At 71.4% G+C, this 18143-nt stretch carries 14 protein-coding genes; 7 read left to right on the top strand and 7 right to left on the bottom strand.

What is annotated here, in order from left to right; all coding sequences use genetic code 11:
* Both HHX31_RS30025 and HHX31_RS30020 read right to left on the bottom strand, forming a co-directional pair.
* Positions 1–1954: DNA-directed RNA polymerase subunit beta (locus HHX31_RS30025; protein ID WP_169952480.1), on the bottom strand; the 1954-nt coding region annotated here is incomplete at its 3' end.
* Between the two features lie 300 nt (positions 1955–2254).
* Positions 2255–5773: a S8 family serine peptidase gene (locus tag HHX31_RS30020; RefSeq protein WP_169952478.1), complete on the bottom strand. Its 3519-nt coding sequence runs from the start codon at positions 5771–5773 to the stop codon at positions 2255–2257.
* Positions 5774–6080: 307 nt separating this feature from the next.
* On the opposite strand from HHX31_RS30020, the gene HHX31_RS30015 reads away from it, so the two are divergent.
* On the top strand, positions 6081–7454 hold the full coding sequence (locus HHX31_RS30015; RefSeq protein ID WP_169952476.1) for an FAD-binding oxidoreductase: 1374 nt from the start codon (positions 6081–6083) through the stop codon (positions 7452–7454).
* 23 nt (positions 7455–7477) lie between these two features.
* Here HHX31_RS30015 and HHX31_RS30010 read toward each other — a convergent pair whose 3' ends face one another.
* The 3 genes from HHX31_RS30010 to HHX31_RS30000 are packed head-to-tail and all read right to left on the bottom strand — an operon-like array spanning position 7478 to position 9748.
* Complete coding sequence (locus HHX31_RS30010; protein WP_169952474.1) at positions 7478–8230, bottom strand: sulfite exporter TauE/SafE family protein; 753 nt, start codon at positions 8228–8230, stop codon at positions 7478–7480.
* Positions 8214–9215 carry an NAD-dependent epimerase/dehydratase family protein gene (locus tag HHX31_RS30005; protein ID WP_311932325.1) on the bottom strand — a complete coding sequence of 334 codons (1002 nt, stop codon included), beginning with the start codon at positions 9213–9215 and terminating at the stop codon, positions 8214–8216. The genes HHX31_RS30010 and HHX31_RS30005 overlap by 17 nt, the downstream gene beginning before the upstream one ends.
* Positions 9212–9748, bottom strand: a complete 537-nt coding sequence (locus HHX31_RS30000) for a GNAT family N-acetyltransferase (RefSeq protein WP_169952472.1) — start codon at positions 9746–9748, stop codon at positions 9212–9214. Before HHX31_RS30000 ends, HHX31_RS30005 begins: the two co-directional genes overlap by 4 nt.
* Positions 9749–10176: 428 nt before the next feature.
* Between HHX31_RS30000 and HHX31_RS29995 the strand changes: the two genes are divergently transcribed.
* Both HHX31_RS29995 and HHX31_RS29990 read left to right on the top strand, forming a co-directional pair.
* On the top strand, positions 10177–10839 hold the full coding sequence (locus tag HHX31_RS29995) for a lysophospholipid acyltransferase family protein (RefSeq protein WP_311932323.1): 663 nt from the start codon (positions 10177–10179) through the stop codon (positions 10837–10839).
* 60 nt (positions 10840–10899) lie between these two features.
* Complete coding sequence (locus HHX31_RS29990) at positions 10900–12525, top strand: penicillin-binding transpeptidase domain-containing protein (RefSeq protein ID WP_169952470.1); 1626 nt, start codon at positions 10900–10902, stop codon at positions 12523–12525.
* Positions 12526–12551: 26 nt separating this feature from the next.
* Here HHX31_RS29990 and HHX31_RS29985 read toward each other — a convergent pair whose 3' ends face one another.
* Positions 12552–12806, bottom strand: a complete 255-nt coding sequence (locus HHX31_RS29985; protein WP_169952468.1) for a DUF3040 domain-containing protein — start codon at positions 12804–12806, stop codon at positions 12552–12554.
* Between the two features lie 135 nt (positions 12807–12941).
* Between HHX31_RS29985 and HHX31_RS29980 the strand changes: the two genes are divergently transcribed.
* The 3 genes from HHX31_RS29980 (at position 12942) to HHX31_RS29970 (ending at position 16234) form a co-directional block, all read left to right on the top strand.
* Positions 12942–14051, top strand: coding sequence for an Rv2578c family radical SAM protein (locus HHX31_RS29980; protein ID WP_311932326.1), 1110 nt, complete (start codon positions 12942–12944; stop codon positions 14049–14051).
* A 73-nt stretch (positions 14052–14124) separates the two neighbouring features.
* Positions 14125–14775: a methyltransferase gene (locus tag HHX31_RS29975; RefSeq protein ID WP_169952465.1), complete on the top strand. Its 651-nt coding sequence runs from the start codon at positions 14125–14127 to the stop codon at positions 14773–14775.
* A gap of 121 nt (positions 14776–14896) precedes the next feature.
* A complete protein-coding gene (locus HHX31_RS29970) occupies positions 14897–16234 on the top strand; it encodes a glycosyltransferase family 4 protein (RefSeq protein WP_311932322.1) in 1338 nt (445 codons plus the stop codon).
* A 157-nt stretch (positions 16235–16391) separates the two neighbouring features.
* On the opposite strand, the gene HHX31_RS29965 is transcribed toward HHX31_RS29970, so the two are convergent.
* The gene (locus tag HHX31_RS29965; protein ID WP_169952461.1) at positions 16392–17360 is read right to left on the bottom strand and encodes a YafY family protein; all 969 of its coding nucleotides are present in this window, start codon (positions 17358–17360) and stop codon (positions 16392–16394) included.
* Between the two features lie 42 nt (positions 17361–17402).
* Between HHX31_RS29965 and HHX31_RS29960 the strand changes: the two genes are divergently transcribed.
* Positions 17403–18137, top strand: a complete 735-nt coding sequence (locus tag HHX31_RS29960; RefSeq protein WP_169952459.1) for an alpha/beta fold hydrolase — start codon at positions 17403–17405, stop codon at positions 18135–18137.
* The last annotated feature ends 6 nt before the right edge of the window (positions 18138–18143 follow it).

Genomic DNA, 18143 nt, shown 5'->3' with positions numbered 1-18143 from the left:
CCTGGTTCGACCGCTTGAACTTCGCCACCCGGTACGTCGTCCGCGTGCCGTCATCGTTCATGATCGTGATGTAGTCGGCCGAGACCTCCTCCACCACACCCGCCTTCTCAGCGGTGATCACATCACCCGCGTCGGTCGCCGCGCGGTACTCCATCCCGGTGCCGACCAGCGGCGCCTCGCTCTTCAGCAAAGGCACCGACTGACGCTGCATGTTCGAACCCATCAGCGCCCGGTTCGCGTCGTCATGCTCCAGGAACGGAATCATCGCCGTCGCGACCGACACCATCTGACGCGGCGACACGTCGATGTAGTCGACCTCCTCGGCACGGGCGAGTTCGGTCTCACCGCCCTTGGTCCGCACCAGGATCCGAGGCTCGGCGAACGAGCCGTCGGGATTGAGCGCCGTGTTGGCCTGCGCCTTGACGAATCTGTCCTCCTCGTCCGCCGTCAGGTAGTCGATCTCGTCGGTCACCTTGCCGTCGACGACGCGGCGGTACGGGGTCTCGACGAAGCCGAAGGCGTTGACCCGTCCGTAGGAGGCCAGCGAGCCGATCAGGCCGATGTTCGGGCCTTCCGGCGACTCGATCGGGCACATCCGGCCGTAGTGGGACGGGTGCACGTCACGGACCTCGAAGCCGGCCCGCTCACGCGACAGACCACCGGGACCCAGCGCGTTCAGGCGCCGCTTCTGCGTCAGGGCGGCCAGCGGGTTGATGTGGTCCATGAACTGCGACAGCTGCGAGGTGCCGAAGAACTCCCTGATCGACGCCACGACCGGGCGGATGTTGATCAGGCTCTGCGGCGTGATCGCCTCGACGTCCTGCGTGGTCATGCGCTCGCGGACCACGCGCTCCATCCGGGCCAGGCCCAGGCGGACCTGGCTCTGGATGAGCTCGCCCACCGTGCGCAGACGACGGTTGCCGAAGTGGTCGATGTCGTCGATCTCGACGTCGGCCTCGCCGGCGTGCAGCCGGACGAGGTACTCGATGGTGGCGACGATGTCGTCCTCGGTCAGCGTGCCCTGGGTGATGTCGGCGTCGACGCCCAGCTTCTTGTTGATCTTGTAACGACCGACCTTGGCCAGGTCGTAGCGCTTCGGGTTGAAGTACAGGTTCTCCAGCAGCGCCTGCGCCGACTCCTTGGTCGGCGGCTCGCCCGGACGCAGCTTGCGGTAGATGTCCAGCAGCGCGTCGTCCTGGCCGGAGGTGTGATCCTTCTCCAGGGTCGCCCGCATCGACTCGTACCGGCCGAAACGCTCCAGGATCCGGTCGCTGGTCCAGCCGAGCGCCTTGAGCAGCACGGTGACCGGCTGCTTGCGCTTGCGGTCGACCCGCACGCCGACGCTGTCCCGCTTGTCGATCTCGAACTCCAGCCAGGCGCCCCTGGACGGGATGACCTTGCACCCGTAGAGGTCCTTGTCGGAGGTCTTGTCGAGATTCCGCTCGAAGTAGACGCCGGGCGACCGGACGAGCTGGGAGACCACGACACGCTCGGTGCCGTTGACGATGAAGGTGCCCTTCGGCGTCATGAGCGGGAAGTCGCCCATGAACACCGTCTGGCTCTTGATCTCACCTGTGGTGTTGTTGATGAACTCCGCCGTGACGAACATCGGGGCGGAGTAGGTCATGTCCTTGTCCTTGCACTCGTCGACCGAGTACTTGGCCATCTCGAACCGGTGATCCCGGAACGACAGGGACATGGTGCCGGAGAAGTCCTCGATGGGACTGATCTCCTCGAAGATCTCTTCGAGACCGGACTGGGGCGGAACGTCCTTGCGCCCGGCCTGGCGAGCCGCCTCGATCCGGCCCTTCCATCTCTCGTTGCCCACCAGCCAGTCGAACGACTCGGTCTGCAGGGCGAGAAGGTCGGGAACTTCGAGCGGCTCCCGGATGTGCGCGAAAGAGACGCGGCGGGGACCGGCGGGCACGGCGAAAGCGCGGGGCGAGGCTGCCAACAGATGTCCTTCCGAGGACTCGCGGACCGACTACACGCACGCCGGACGGCAGCTCACTCGATACGAATCACTCGAAGCGAAGGAATGGGATGCCGAGGGCGAGCGTGAAAGGGCAGCATAAAGCAAACTACCTAGAAATGTCCACGCGTATCCGCATTGTCCACCTATATCCCGCAATCAGAATCGCACGCACGCCTGGAATTCGTCAAGCCGCCGCGCGAATTCATCGGCGGCACGAGTATGCGATGCGAAGAGACCGGCCCGCCGGAGGGGGCGGGCCGGTCTCGGAGCGGAGGGCGGTTACGCGTCCGCCTTGTCCGGACGCTCGGTGACCCGGATCGAGTTCACGATGGGGTCTCCCTCGTGGGGCCGGAAGACCACGTCGAGGCGGCCTCCGGTGACCTTCACCGTGTACTGACGCGTCACCGCCGTGTTCTCGCCGGCCTCCTTGGCCAGGTCGAGGCCCTGGATGACCGGGGCGCCCGCGACGGCGACGTCGAAGACGCGCTTGCCCGCCTTCTTGTGCCGGGTCTCGGCGAAGCCCAGTTCCACGGTGTAGACGCCGTCGGGAAGACCGTCGAACCGGTAGGCCCGCATGCCTTCACGGGTGCTGCGGAACAGTCCCTGCTCGGACGTGCCCTTGACGTCGGTGGGCGACGTCTTCGCCTTGGTGCCGTCGCCCACGTAGCCGTACCCGCCGGGGGTGTACTCCCGGTCGGCCGTCCACGTGTCGCCGGCCGCGTCGACCACGCTCCTGTCGCCGCCCGCCTCGATGGCGACCTGAACCTTCGGCACCACGACGACCACGCTGACCGGGACGACCGGCGCCCGGCCGCTCGACGAGCGTACGAGCAGCACGCCGGTGCGGACGGCGCCGGGGGACACTCCCGCGCTCGACGCGGTGACCCGGAGCGTCACCGACGCGCCCGCCTTGACGCTCCCGCTCGCCGGCGTCACGCTGAGCCAGGTCTGCGCCGGGTCGTTCTCGACGGTGTACGTCGCGTCGGAGCCCGGGTTGGACAGCTCGAAGGTCGCGTTCCTGGTGGCCGAGGCCGGCATCACCAGGGTGACCTGATTCGTGGACGCGGTGACCCGGCCGGTGGCCAGGGCGGCGTCCACCCGGCTCCGGCCGCCGGCTGCGACGCCGACCTCCTTGGTGAGGGTGCCGTAGTCGTCCGCCGAGATCTCCACATGGTGGTCACCGGCGGGCACCTGCCCGAGGAAGGCGCCGTCGGGGCCCGTGGTGAAGGCGACGTCGTCGACCTTGACGGTCGCGCCGGCCAGCGGGCCGCCGTCGTTGGCGTCGGTGACGGTGCCGGCGACCAGCCCGTGCCCGCGGGCCGCGACGGTCAGGCTCTGGCCCTCACGCAGGACCGGGCGGTCGGACGAGTACTGGAACGCGTCGGTGCCGTCGCCGTTCTCGATGCCGATCGTGGCCTTCTCCCCGGCCTTGAAGTCGCTGTCGATCCCGCGGTAGCGGAACCCGACCGAGCCGTCCTCGCCGAGCAGCGCCTCGAACGAGACGACCGCGTCCACGCCGAAGAACCGGGCGTTGCGCCACTCCACCACGAAGGTGCGGTTCGGCGCGGCGCCGATCGTGGCCGTATAGAGCCCGCCCTCGCCCTCGAACAGCCCGAGGTCGGTCCAGTACGGATAGATGGCGGCGTTCGGGTCGTTGCCGGAGGGCAGTGGCACATGGGTCGGGAAGGCGTAGGTGTTGTCACCGAAGCTCAGGAACCCGTTGGTGCTGACCAGGCCGCTGGTGTAGGTCTTGCCGTAGAACGGGAAGGCGAACGGCAGCGTGATCCGCTGGGTCTCGTCGTCGTAGGTGAGGGGCTCCAGGTGGGTGCCCTCGACGTACGGCTCGGCGCCGCTCCTGCAGGTGTGGCCGAAGGCGTCGATGTGGCTGGACAGCTCGATGTCCCTGGTCATCTCGCCGGTCACCGTGACGGGCACGGTGGCGTCCTCGGCGCACAGGGAGTCCGCCGCGACCTTCAGGTCGTAGGTCTTGTGCGGCAGCAGCAGCTCGTAGTGGCCCCGGGCGTCGGTGACGGCGGTGGCCGGCGTGCCCGCGGCGGTCACCGTGGCGCCCGCCTCGGGCAGGCCCACGCTGGTGACCGTTCCCGACACCGCGCTCAGGATCTCCTCCGTGAGCGACACGTCCTCGGTGACCGTCTCGTCGGTGCCGACGGTGACGGTCCTGGTGACGTCGTCGTAGCCGAACTTCCGCACGGTGAGCTCGTAGTCGCCGCTGAGCAGGCGGGGCAGGCTGTAGGCGCCGTCCTGCGCGGTGGAGACGGTGCGGTTCAGCGGGCCTGAGACCTCGACGGTCGCGCCGGCGAGCGGGGAGCCGCCGGAGGTGACCGTCCCGGTCAGCGTGCCCAGCTCACCGGCCGGCGTCGCCTTGACGGCCGCGTACGCGTCGAGCGTGCCCTCGCCCCAGACGAAGTTGTCGGCGGCGGTGCCGCCACAGCCCTCGTCGTCGACGTCGGTCGCCGTGTGGTCGAGCAGCGCCCGCGTGCTCTCGATGTCACCCCGCAGGTAGGGGGAGGCCGACCACATCAGCGCCACGGTCGCGGCGACGTGCGGGCTGGCCATCGAGGTGCCGGACTTCAGCCCGTAGCCGTTGCCGGGCACCGCCGAGCGGATGTCGACGCCGGGGGCCGAGATGTTCGGCTTGATCTCGCCGTCCTCGCCCGGGCCCCTGGAGGAGAAGAGCGCGATCTTCCCACTGGAGTCGAAGGCCCCGGCGCTGTAGCTGGCGACGTACCCGCCGGGCGTGCCGGTGGTGCCGCAGTCCGGTCCCGCGTTGCCGTTGGAGAAGGCGGGGAAGATGCCGGCGGCGACCCACGCCTCGACCATGTCCTTGTACCAGAGGTTGATGCCCTCGCCGCCCCAGGAGTTGTTGACGATGTCGGGCGCCAGGTCGGGACGGGGGTTCTGGCCGTTCAGGTCGGTGGGCGCGAGGATCCACTGCCCGGCGGCGAGCAGCGCGTAGTCGGGGCACCCCGTGAGGAGGCAGCCCTTGGCCGCGATCCACGTGGCTCCGGGGGCGACGCCGATCCCGTTGGCGCCGCCGTCCCCGCCGACCATGGTGCCCACGGTGTGGGTGCCGTGGCCGCGGTCGTCGCACGGCGCCTGGCCGGGGCAGGCGTGCGCCGGGTCGAACCAGTTGTAGTTGTGGTCGACGGCGCCGCCCGGCTGGGTGCCGCGGTAGTGGGAGACCAGGGCGGGATGGTCCCACTGGACACCGGTGTCGATGCTGGCGATGACGACGCCCTCGCCGTGGTCGCCGAGTTCGTCCCACACCTTCGGGGCGTTGACGCGGTCGACGTTCCACTCGACGGACGCGGTCGCGGCCTTCGCCGTGGCCGGCTGCGGGTCGGGCAGCGGCACGGTACGGGACGGCTCGATCGCCGCCACCTCGGGCAAGTCGGCGATCTCGGCGGCCAGCTTCGCGTCAGCGGTCACCTTGACGGCGTTGACGATCCAGAAGGGGGTGAAATCGGCGTGCGCCTTGGTGAGGAGCCTGCGCAGGCCGGCCTGGGAGGACGCGGCGGTCTCCGACTTCAGCCGGTAGACCTGTCGGCCCTTGTCGTTCTTCTTCTTCGCCGTACGGGCGGCGCCGAGGTCGGCGCGGTCCTTGAGCCGTACCCAGAAGGTGGCCTTTCCGTGGGCGGACAGGTCATTCTGGACCACCCGATCGACCTTGTCGGGTCCGGGTGCGGCCGATGCTGCGCCGACGGCGTTCTGCGGGAGCAGCAGAGCGAGGGCGGCGGTCCCGATCAGGACCGCACGCCGGATGTGCAGGAGTGACACAAGCTCTCCTATGTGGGCATACGGCACCCACAGGGGGAAAAGGGATTATTGGGGTTCGGATGAACTCCGGGGACGTATCGTGGTGGATCTTGCCGCTCTAGGCAATACCGGGGCAAATAGTTCAACTGGATTTAACAATCGCCCTGACACCACGGTCGGGACATCCGAAATGTGCGCCCCTGCCGCGGATGTCGCGTCTCGGCGGAACGACCCCAAGATCCACCGCGATGTCCTCGTGGACGGTCTGCCGCCCGCGGCTTCGGACGGCGTGACCGTCGGCCCCGTATGCCCAGGTAAGGGAGGGGACGTGCACCCCGAGATCGCGTTACGCACCCTGGCCGACGGCTTCGACGGCGAGGTGATCATGCCTCAGGACGCCGGTTACGAGTCGGCCCGCCGCGTCTGGAACCAGTCGATCGACCGCAGACCCGCCGCGATCGCCCGCTGCCGCACCAGGGCCGACGCCGTCGCGGCACTGGCCCTCGCCCGCGAGACCGGCCTCGAACTCGCCGTACGCGGTGGCGGGCACGGCTTCCCCGGCTTCTCGACGACCGATGGAGGCATCGTCCTCGACCTGGGCCCGATGAAGCGGATCGCCGTCGACGCCGGCCGGCGGACCGCCGTGGTCGGTCCCGGTGTCCGATGGGGCGAACTCGCCGCGGCGACGGCGCCCCACGGCCTCGCGCCGGTCGGCGGCCACGTGGCCGACGTGGGCGTCGCCGGGCTGACCCTGGGAGGAGGCAACGGCTGGTTCTCCCGGATCTTCGGGCTCGCCTGCGACAACCTCGTCGCGGCCGACGTCCTCACCGCCTCCGGGCGGATCGTCCGGGCGAGCGCCGACGAGAACGAGGACCTGTTCTGGGGCCTGCGCGGCGGCGGCGGGAATCTCGGGATCGTCCTCGACTTCACCCTGCGCCTGCACCCGGTCGGCCCGCTGCTCGCCGGGATGGTCCTGCACCGGCTGGACGACGCGGCCGACGTGCTCCGCTTCCTCGCCGAGTACGGCGCGGGCGCCCCCGACGAGGTCAACGTCGCGGCCGCGGTCCTCGCCGCCCCGCCGGCGCCGTTCGTGCCGGAGGAACTGCACGGCAGGCCGGTGCTCGCGCTGGCGATGTGTCATGTCGGGCCCCTCGCCGGCGGGGAGCGCGCGCTCGCGGCCGTACGCGGAGCAGGCAGGCCCTTCGCCGACCTGGTCGGGCCGACCACGTTCGAGGTCCTCCAGCACATGTTCGACGCGCAGGGACGGCCCACGCCCTACCACATGCGCTCTCACCTGGGCGGACAGCCGACCGGAGACCTGATCGACGCCGTGGTGACGGCCGGCGACGGCCTGACCTCGCCGGACAGCGGAGTCCTCCTCCTGCCGATGGGCGGCGCCGCGGGCAGGGTCGCCCCGGATGCCGGCGCCTTCCGGCACCGGGACGCCTCCTACTGCCTGGAGATCGGGGCCGCCTGGCGGGCGGGTGACGCGGACGCGCGCCGGCACGTCGACTGGGCCGACAGGACCTGGACGGCGACCCGGTCATGGGCGACCGGGGTGGAGGTCAACCACCTCGCCGACGAAGGGCCCGAGGGGGTTCGCCGGGCCTACGGCGACAACTACGACCGGCTGGCCAGGCTCAAGCGGACATGGGATCCCGAGAACCTGTTCCGGCTCAACCAGAACGTCCCCCCTGCCTGAACGCCACCGGGGTCGTCCGGCGGTCAGGCACCCGGCGCGACCCACAGGCGGACCGCCAGGCCGAGGCCGATCAGGGCGACCAGCCAGCGCAGCAACCCGGCCGGCAGGCTCCGGGCGACCCGGGGACCGAGCGTGGACCCGGCGAACAGGCCGACGGCCAGAGGGACCACCGCGGCCCAGTCGACCGGCCCGAAGACGGCGAACCCGGCGGCGGAGACCAAGGCGCCGGCGCCGATGAGCATGTTCTTCAGGGCGTTGGCGGCGGGCAGCCGCGGCTCGGCGGTCACCAGGAGGAGGGCGAGGATCATCACCCCGGACCCCGCGCCGAAGTATCCGTTGTAGACCGACAGGGCGGTCAGCCCGAGCGGAAGAACGGCGTCGGGCGAACCACGCCGCTCGTGCCGTACGGCGAGCCGGGGCTGCGCGAGCAGCGCCAGCGACCCCGCCGCCACGAGGAACGGCACCACGCGGGCGAAGACCCCGGGCGGGGTGGACAGCAGCAACGCCGACCCCGCCGCCCCGCCGAGCGCCGCCAGCGGCACCCACCGCCGCAGCCACGGCGCCTTCCCGCGCAGCTCGGGCTGCGAGGCCAGGGCCGAGCCCGGCCAGCAGGCGACGAGCGCGACGATGTTGGCCACGTTCGCCGCCAGGGCGGGCAGACCCGCCGCGAGCAGGGCCGGATAGGAGATGAGGGAGGTGATGCCGCCCGCGGTGCCGACCAGCCCGGCGAGCACCCCGGCGGCGGCCAGCAGCGCGGCGTCACCGAGGCCGGTCACGCCGCCAGGCGTCGATCAGGGCCCGTTCCTCGGCGGAGTCGAGCCCGCGCGGGAACGCGGGGACCTCTTCCGGCCCGGTCAGCCACGCCCAGGTGTCGGCGACGGTCTCCACCACGGGACGGCACCGCAGCCCGGTGGCCATGGCCCGGCCGACGTCGGTCCGGACGAGCCCGGCCAGCTCAGGACCCGGCGGGATCCATCCCGGCAGCGCCGCCCACCGGTCGATTCCCGCGGCCTCGATCGCCTCGGGATCGACCCACACCAGGTCCGCGAGCCCGCCGGTCACAGCGACCGCCGACTCCAGCAGGTCGCGGGTCGTGGCGTGGCCCTCCGGGTTGACCAGGTTGACCGGACCCGTCACGCCGCCCTCGGCCGCGTCGAGCAGCCAGGCCGCCAGATCGCGCACGTCCACGTAGCGGAACGGCTGGCCGGCCGGGCCTGGGGCGAGCATCTCCCCGCCCCGTGCGGCACGCAGCAGCCAGTGCGGCAACTGTCCCGGGCCCTCGTGCGGCCCGAGGATCAGCCCGGCCCTGGCCAGTACGGCACGGTCGCCGAACGCCTCCTCCACGGCGATCTCACCACCCCGCTTGTTTGAGGCGTAGCCGGTGTCCTCGGCGTCCGCCGACGCCTCGACCGTGGGAAAGTCCTCGTTCAGCCCGGCCGGCATCGGCGACGCGTACACCGCCCTGCTGGAGACGTACAGGTACCTGTCCGCGCGTCCGGCCAGCGCGCGGGCGCTGTCGCGTACGACCCGGGGCGCGCCGGCCCAGGTGTCCACCACGGCGTCCCACCGGCCCTCGGCGAGCCGGGCCAGATCGGCCGGGCGAAGCCGGTCGCCGGTCACCGCCTCGGCCCCCGGGTGGGCCCATCCCGCCCGCCCGCGCGTGAACGTGGTGACGTGCCAGCCGCGCGCCACGGCGGCCGTGACCACCCACCGGCCGACATACGTCGTGCCGCCCAGCACCAGCAACCGCGGGCCGCTCACCCCTGCCTCCGGATCCGGTAGAGAACGTGGCGGCGCAGCGGGTGACCCTCGGGAAGCACCGGGTGGTCGAAGTCCCCGGCCGCGTCGTGGGTCATGCCGAGCCTCCGCATGACCGCCTGCGAGCGGACGTTCGGCACCGCTGTGAACGAGACGACCTCGGTCAGGCCGGCCCGGCCGAACCCGTCCTCCAGCGACGCGCGCGCCGCCTCCGTGGCGTACCCGCGCCCCCAGGCGGAGCGGGCGAGCCGCCAGCCGATCTCCACGCACGGCGTGAAGTGGGCGGTGAACCTCGGGACCTGCAGTCCGGTGAACCCGACGAACTTCCCGTCCGCCTCGACCGCCCACAGGCCGAACCCGTGCTCGTCGAACCCGGCGTCGACACGTTCGGCCAGAGCGTCGCTCTCCTCCCGGGAGAGCGTGGCCGGGAAGTGCTCCATGACGACCGGATCCGCGTTCAGCGCGGCGAAGGGCGCCTTGTCCTCCTCACGCCAGCGCCGCAGCACGAGCCGAGAAGTTTTGATCGAATCCGTCATCCGCCGACGATAGTGCACGCACGCTTGGGCCGCTGATGACGGACCCCGATGAGGGGGGCGGGAGAAAGCAGAGGCGAAAGTCGGCTAGAGTCGTTCGTGGCCGATGTGGTTTGTGTCCCCCGGGCCGCAATCACCGCCTTCACGGAATACCGTTCGGCTGGAGCCGTGTTGTGCATTCCGCCGAGGAGGCGACCGCCACATCGGCCCTCGACGTGGGCGCCCCGCGAGACTCGTTCTCGCGGGGCGCCGCCTCTTCTTACCCTGTGTCTTCTCACCCGGCGCACCCTCCCCCAGCAGTTCAGGGGCGCTCCCGACGAGGCCTTTGGTGAAGCCGCACAAAAAACAAGGCGCGGTGTTGCAGGGGCCGTACACCTCAGGGGGCGCGGGTCGCCCTAGGGTATGTGCGTCGGACCGGAGAAGGAGAGGCCGTGCTCTACCCCGCCCTGAAGTTCCTCAGCGTTCCCGTCATGCACGCGCTGTGGCGGCCGCGGACGGAAGGACTCGAGCACATCCCCACGCACGGGCCCGCGATCCTCGCATCCAACCACCTGTCCGTGCTCGACTCGTTCTTCATGCCTGCCGTCGCGCCGCGGATGGTGCGGTTCGTGGCGAAGAAGGAGTACTTCACCGGCAACCGTCTCGCCGCGGCCTGGATGCGGGCCATGGGAGCGATGGAGATCGACCGCGAGAACGTCACGGCCGCCCAGGACATGCTCGACGCCGCGGTGGAGGTGCTGAAGGCCGGTGAGCTGTTCGGCATCTATCCCGAGGGCACCCGCTCCCCCGACGGCCGTCTCTACCGGGGCAAGGTCGGCGTGGCCTGGCTGTCGCTGACCACCGGCGCCCCGATCGTGCCCGTCGCCATGCTGGGCACCGAGAAGGTGCTGCCGCCCGGCGCGTCGGTGCCGCGCCTGCACAGCATCGGCGTGCGGTTCGGCGAGCCGATGATCTTCACCGGCGACGCCGGCAACGCCCGGGACCGGCGGCGGGTGACCGACGAGGTCATGGCCGCGATCCAGCGTCTGTCCGGCCAGGAGTACGTCCCCAGGTACGGCACCAGCGTGAAGAACGCCGGGGAGACGGAAGGGTAGCCGGCCCGTCCGGCCCCGCTAGGCTCTGGTCCGAGCACGAAGCCGTCATGGGGGGTGCGTGTGCCGCGAGGACGTACCATCGCGATCTCGGCCACCGTGGCCGTCGTACTGGCGGCAGCGGGCGCCGGCGGCGCCTACTACGTGCTGCACACGCGCGGCACGCCACAGGAGACCGCGGCGCGGTTCGCCTCGGCCTGGTCGCGGGGCGACCTCACCGCGATGAAGGCCGAGCTCGCCGCTCCCGCACCGGGCTTCGACGCGGCGTACGCCGAGCTCACCAAGAACCTCGCGGTGGCGAAGGTCGCCGTCCGCGACGTACGGGCGGCCCCGGCGAAGGACGACAGGGCGACCGCGTCCTTCACCGCCACCGCCACCGTGAAGAACGTCGGCGACTGGACCTACCGGGGCGCGCTGAAGCTGGTGGTCAAGGACCGCCACTGGAAGGTCGACTGGTCGCCGGCCGCGGTCCACCCCGCGCTCGACGGGACCAACCACCTGGCGCTCAAGACCTCGTGGCCGCAACGGGCCGCCATCACCGGCGCCGACGGCTCCCGCATCGACGGCGGCGACGTGGGCGGCTCGGTCCAGCAGCTCGTCGGCTTCCTGGACAAGGCCGGGGACGAAGACGTCGAGAAGCTCGGCACCGCCTACAAGAAGGGCGACGCCGTGGGCCGCGGCGGCCTCCAGGAGGCGTTCCAGAAGCGGCTCGCCGGCACGCCCTCCACCGAGATCCAGGTGGTGGGCGGCAAGGACCGGAAGACCCTGCACACCGTCGAGGGCTCCTCCGGCGAGGACCTGCGGACCAGCCTCGACCTGAAGGTGCAGACCGCCGCCGCCGACGCGGTGCGCGACCTGGACAAGCCCGCGTCGCTCGTCGCCGTCAGGCCCTCGACGGGCGAGATCCTCGCCGTCGTCAACAACAAGGGCGGTTTCAACCGCGCGCTGGACGGCAAGTACGCGCCCGGCTCCACCTTCAAGACGATCACCGCAGCCGGGCTGCTGGCCGAAGGGCTGACCCCGTCGAGCCGGGTGACCTGCCCGAAGGAGGCGGTGGTCGGCGGGCTCAAGATCCGCAACTCCGACCACGAGGCGTTCGGGTCGCTGTCGTTCCTCGACTCCTACGCGCACTCCTGCAACACCACGTTCGCCCCGCTCGCCGCGAGCAAGCTGGGGGCGGCCAAGCTGTACGACCTGGCGACGGACATGGGCTTCAACCAGCCGCTGCGCATCGGCGTCCCGGCGACCGCAGGGAGCATGCCGAAGGCCACCAGCGACGCCGACCTGGCCGCGGAGTCGTTCGGGCAGGGCAGGATCACCGCCAGCCCTCTGGTGATGGCGAGCGTGGCCGCGGCGGTCGCCGACGGCTCCTGGCGGCCGCCCACACTGGTGCCCTCGCTGAAGCAGAAGGCCGCTCCCAGGAAGCTGCCGGAGAAGACGGTGACGGGCCTGCGGTCGATGATGAGGGCCGTCGTCACCAAGGGCACCGCCCACTCCGCCGGGCTGCCCTCGGGTACGGCGGGCAAGACCGGAACCGCCGAGTTCGGCACCGGGCCCGAACTCGACTCGCACGCCTGGTTCATCGGGTATCGCGGCGACCTGGCCTTCGCCGTCGTCGTGGAGGCCGGCGGAGGGGGCGGTGACGTCGCCGCCCCGGTCGCCGCGCACTTCCTCAAGGGCCTGTCCTGACCCGCGCGAGCGAGCCGGCTTCGGCGCTACACGGGGATCGCGGCGGCGTCGTGCCGCAGGGCCATGACCAGCAGGGTCGCGATCAACGTGGCGATGAGCAGCCAGCTCACCGCGATGATCACGGTTGAGCGGCCCAGCCGCCGGCCGGAGCCCGGCGCCTGACCGCCGCGGTCCGCGCGATGGTTGAACGACTCGAGCCGGGCCGCGAGCTTCGGGTCCTCGTCGGCGAGGTGCCGCTCGATCATCGCCAGCATTCGCTCTTCGTCCTGCGACCAGGCCATCGCGCAACTCTCCGAGAACGCAAGGTATGTGCCGACGTTCTGCCCAACGATGAAGATCGTTAGCCGTTTCCGGGGCCGCGATTTACGACGCGTTGCATGTTGCGATGCGGATCGAACTTGTGTTCTAATCTGGAGGTGCGGTGGGACGGGCTGCTTCTCGACACAGGCCTCGATACGGGGTTGGACACAGGCTTGGACACAGGCCTGGATGCGGGTGACGGCGGGCGGGGGAAGACGACGCCCCTGTTCGCCCGGCCGGCCGTGACGAGGACCTTCGACACTCCCGAGTTCCGTGGCGTCACCTTCTACGAGATCCACGCGCGGTCGATCGTCAACCGCGTCCCCTCGGCGAGCCGGGTCCCCTTCGAGTGGACCGTCAACCCCTACCGCGGCTGCACCCACGCGTGCACGTACTGCTTCGCCCGCAGGACGCACGAATACCTCGACCTGGACTCCGGGCGGGACTTCGACTCGAAGATCGTGGTGAAGGTCAACGCCCCCGACCTCGTGCGCAAGGAACTGGCGGCGCCACGGTGGCGCGGGCAGCCCATCGCGATGGGCACCAACGTCGACTGCTACCAACGGGCCGAGGGCCGCTACCGGCTCATGCCCGGCATCCTCGGCGCCCTGCGGGACGCCCGCAACCCGTTCTCGATCCTGACCAAGGGCTCGCTCATCCTGCGCGACCTCGATCTGCTCGCCGAGGCGGCCGGCGTGACCGACGTGAGCACGGCCGTCTCGGTCGGGTTCACCGACGAGCCGTTGTGGCGAGCCGTCGAGCCGGGCACCCCATCGCCGCGCAAGCGCCTGGAGGTGTGCGCCACGCTGAACGAGCACGGCATCCCGTGCGGGGTGCTGATGGCGCCGATCCTCCCCTATCTGTCCGACTCGCCGCGGGCGCTGGAGACGACCGTACGGCGCATCGCCGAGGCCGGCGCCACGCACGTGACGCCGATCGTGCTCCACCTGCGGCCCGGCGCGCGCGAGTGGTTCATGGCCTGGCTGTCCCGCGAGCACCCCCGGCTCGTCCCCCGCTACCTGGAGCTGTACGGCAGGGGCGCCTACGCCCCCAGGGCGTACCAGGAGCGGATCGCCGAGACCGTGCGGGCGCTCGCCCGCGAGCACGGCGTCGGCCGGGCGGCCCCGCGCGAGGCCAGAGCAGCGGGGTGGCGCGGCGCCCGGATGCAGGGCGCGCGGCGGCAGGGCGAGCCGGTCCCACCGCCCGAGCAGCTCACGCTCCTGTGAGCCGGCGACCCGCCCGTGCGGTCGTCTGTGCCGCTCGTCTGTGCCGTCGGTTATAGGGATACGATCGGCGACCGTGCGGGCCGAGAACTTCGTGCGTGAGCACACCGGACTCGCGGCCGTGCCGTACGTGCCCGAGATCCGGCTGCGCGTGATCGACACAGACGCCGCGCGGGACGCGGGCGAGGATCGCGTGTACGAACTGTGGGAGCGTTCCGGACGGCTGCCCTTCTGGGCCTGTCCCTGGGCCGGCGGGCAGGCGCTGGCGCGCCACGTGCTCGACCACCCCGAGATCGTCCGAGGCCGCACTGTGCTCGACCTCGCCACCGGCTCGGGGCTGGTCGCGGTCGCCGCGGCGCTGGCCGGAGCCGCCCTGGTCGTCGCCAACGACGTCGACCCGTACGCGCTGGCGGCCGTCAGGCTGAACGCCCGCGCGAACGGCGTCGCGGTGCAAGTCGTCGAGGGCGACCTGCTCGACGGGACGCCGTCCCAGCAGGTCGTGCTGGCCGGAGACGTCTACTACGAGGAGCCGCTGGCGCGGCGGGTGACCCCGTTCCTGTCCCGCGCGGGCGGCGATGTCCTTATCGGGGTGCCCGACCGCACCTGCTCCTACCTTCCGCACGGGGTGTTCGAGCAGGTCGGCACGCACCGGGTGCCCGCCGCCCTGGAGGACACCCCCAGCAAACGGACAACCATATACCGACTTTCCAGGCATCGAGTGACTTAGCTCACATCAACAGGACAAGTGCCGGTCACGTCATAGGGAAGGGATCTTCAACCGACACGAACGGGGCGTGGCTGTGTCTTCTCTTCACCGGACTCTGGTCCGCAAGACGGCCAGGAAAGCAGTGAGGGCCCTCGTACGGGCGCTGGAGGCCCGCGACCGATGGCGCGCACGGTCCGCGCCGCCGCCCGACGATCACGAGATCCGCATCCTGCTGCTGCACGCCAACGGCATGGGCGGCACGATCCGCACGGTGCTCAACCTCGCCGGCCAGTTGGCGCGCACCCACGACGTGGAGATCGTGAGCGTCGTACGGGAACGAGAGGAACCCTTCCTCCCCGTGCCTCCCGGAGTGCGCATCCGCTATCTCGATGACCGACTGCCCCGCCGCAAGGGCCTGCTGTCCCGGTTCCCGAGCAGGCTGGTGCCGAAGGACGAGGCGGCCTACCACTGGTTCACCCTGCGCACCGACCTCAAGCTGGTCCGCTACATCCGCTCCCGCCGCGGGGGCGTCCTCATCGGCACCCGTCCCGGTCTGAACCTGATCGCCGCGCGCTTCGCGCCCCCGGAGATCATCACGGTCGCGCAGGAGCACGGCAACCTGTCCTCACACCGGCCGCTGGTGCGCAAGCAGATCATCCGCAGGTACAGCAGGCACGACGCGGTCGTCACCCTCACGCAGGCCGACCTGCGCACCTACGAGCGGTCCTTCGGCAAGGCCCGCAGGGCCATGCCCGGCGTGCTGGCCCAGGTGCCCAACGCGACGCCCCGCCTGAACGGCGGCGTCTCGCCGCTCACCGCCAGGACCGTCGTCACCGTGGGCCGCCTGACCTGGGGCAAGGGATACGACCTGCTCATCCGCGCGTGGGCGCACGTGGCGGAGCGGCACCCGGACTGGACGCTGCGGATCTACGGCGGCGGCCCCAGGCAGGAGAAGCTCCAGGCCTCGATCGACAAGCGCGGGCTGTCCGACCGGGTGTTCCTCGAAGGCCCGGCCGCCGACGTCGGCGCCGTCCTGCGGGACGCCTCGGTGTTCGTGCTGAGCTCCCGCCACGAGGGCATGCCGATGGCCATCCTGGAGGCCATGAGCAAGGGCGTCCCCGTCGTCAGCTACGACTGCCCGACCGGACCCGGCGAGATGATCACCCACGGCCACGACGGGCTGCTGGTGAAGCCGGAGAAGATCCACGCGCTGGCCGACGCCCTCTGCGTGCTCATCGAGGACGAGGATCTGCGCCGCCGGATGGGCGCCAACGCGCTGGAAACGGCCGCCCGCTACGACCTCGACGTCATCGGCGCGCGGTGGGAGGACCTGCTGTCCGGCCTGGTGGCCCGGCGGCGCGGCCTTCCGCCCGGCGGCCCGCTCGCCTGCGAGGCGGCCGCGACGGACGAACGCGACGCGGAAGAACGGCCCGGCCCTCTCGACGCCGCCGCGCTGGACGTCGCCTCAGCCCAGGGCTGAAGCGCCCCCGATGCCGATGACGGCCCGGCTGCCGCGCAGGAACGAGGCGGCGCCCTCAGCCTGCTCACCGCAATCGGCCTGGCCGCCACGGCCGCCTCCGGTGTGCCCGCCGTACTGCGCGTCTGGGGCGCCTGGGGAGCGCCTGAACACCGTCCCGCTAGTGGCCGCCGGCGTCCCGGGGCTCACCGGCCCAATCCCGCAGGCGGCGGGCGAGCGCCCGGACCTCGTCGCTCAGCTCGGGCGGGCCGACCACGGTGAACGGCATGCCGAGACCGGCGAGCACCTGCGCCATGCCGTCCAGCCGCTCGGCGCGGCCGGTCATCCGGACGCCGCCGTCCACCGGGGCGAGCGCGGCCACCGTCGGAGGGATCCGCCGCCGGGCCTCCTCCATCGTCGTGGCCAGCACCACGTCGATCTCATACCGGTACGGCACGCCCGCCAGCGACTCCATCACGTGGGCGACCGCGTCGAACTCTCCCGGCGCGGGAAACTCCTCCTCCGTCGCCGTCACCTCGCCGATCCGGTCGAGCCGGAACGTCCGCACCTCGCCCCTGCGGTGGTCGTGGCCGGTCACATACCAGCGGCCGGAGTGGAACACCAGCCCGTAGGGATCGACCGCCCGCTCGCTGTCCTGCCCCCGGTACGACCGGTAGGTCAGCCGTACGCGGCGACGGCGGCGGGCGGCGTCGGCGAGCGTCAGCAACGTCGTGCCGCTCGGCCGTGAGGCCGTGGCGGATCGGGAGGTCAGGCCGACCATGTCCTCGACCGCGCCGACCCGGTCGCGCAGAGCGTCGGGCAGCACACGCTGGATCTTCGCGAGCGCGCTCTCGGCGGCCCCCTCCCCCACCGTCAGGCCCGCCCGGCGGCCCGCGAGCAGCCCGAGCACCACGGCGGCGGCTTCGTCTCCGGTCAGCATGAGCGGCGGTAGCCGGTAGCCCGGCATGAGCCGGTAGCCGCCGTACCGTCCCCGCTCGGCCTGCACGGGAATGCCGAGGTCCTCCAGCCTGCGGACGTATCGGCGCACGCTGCGCACGTCCACCTCCAGGCGCTCGGCGAGCTGGGTACCGGTGAGCCCGGGCCGGGCCTGCAGGAGTTCCAGAAAAGCGAGGACGCGATTGGCCGACATATCAGGACCGATTCTGCCCTGATTCGGCTTTAGCGTCGACGCATGACGACATACGTACTGGTCCCCGGACTCTGGCTCGGCGCGTGGGCGTGGCAGGACGTCGCCGCCGCCCTTCGCGGCATGGGACACGAGGCCCATCCCCTGACCCTCACCGGCCTCGCCGACCGCGCTCACCTCGCCTCCCCCGCTGTGGACCTGGACACCCACATCCGCGACATCACCGGACTCGTCGAATCCGAGGACCTGAACGACGTGGTGCTCGTCGGCCACAGCGGCGGCGGCGCCGCGGTCACCGGAGCCGCCGCCCGCGCGGCCGGCCGCGTCGCGCGTGTGGTGTACGTCGAGAGCGGCCCGGTGCCGGACGGCATGGCCCCGATCGACCTCACCGGGCGGGAGTTCGTCGAGAAGCGCGTCGAGGACGGCTGGCGTTATCCCATGCCCTCCTGGGACGAACTGGAGGAGTCGGGCGCGAGCCTCGACGGACTGGGCGAGCGCGAGCGTGCCCTGATGTCCGCCCGGGCCACCGCCCAGCCGCTCGGCACGATCACGCAGCCCCTCGTGCTCGGCGACGCCGCCGCCTCGTTCGCCGCGCTGCCGAAGACGCTGGTGAGCTGCTCGTTCCCGCTCGCGCAGGTCAAGGAGCTGATCGCGACCGGGCACCCGTTCTTCGCGTCGCTGAGCGGGCCGGAGTGGAGTCTGCGCGAACTGCAGACCGGTCACTGGCCGATGCTTTCCCGCCCTGATGATCTGGCCATGCTTCTCGCCGAGCTAGCTTAATTGACC

It is taken from the genome of Microbispora sp. H11081 (genome assembly GCF_012999535.1).
Taxonomy (GTDB): Bacteria; Actinomycetota; Actinomycetes; order Streptosporangiales; family Streptosporangiaceae; genus Microbispora.
The sequence above is the reverse complement of the archived record's forward strand: the minus strand, read 5'-3'. Positions and strand labels throughout refer to the sequence as shown.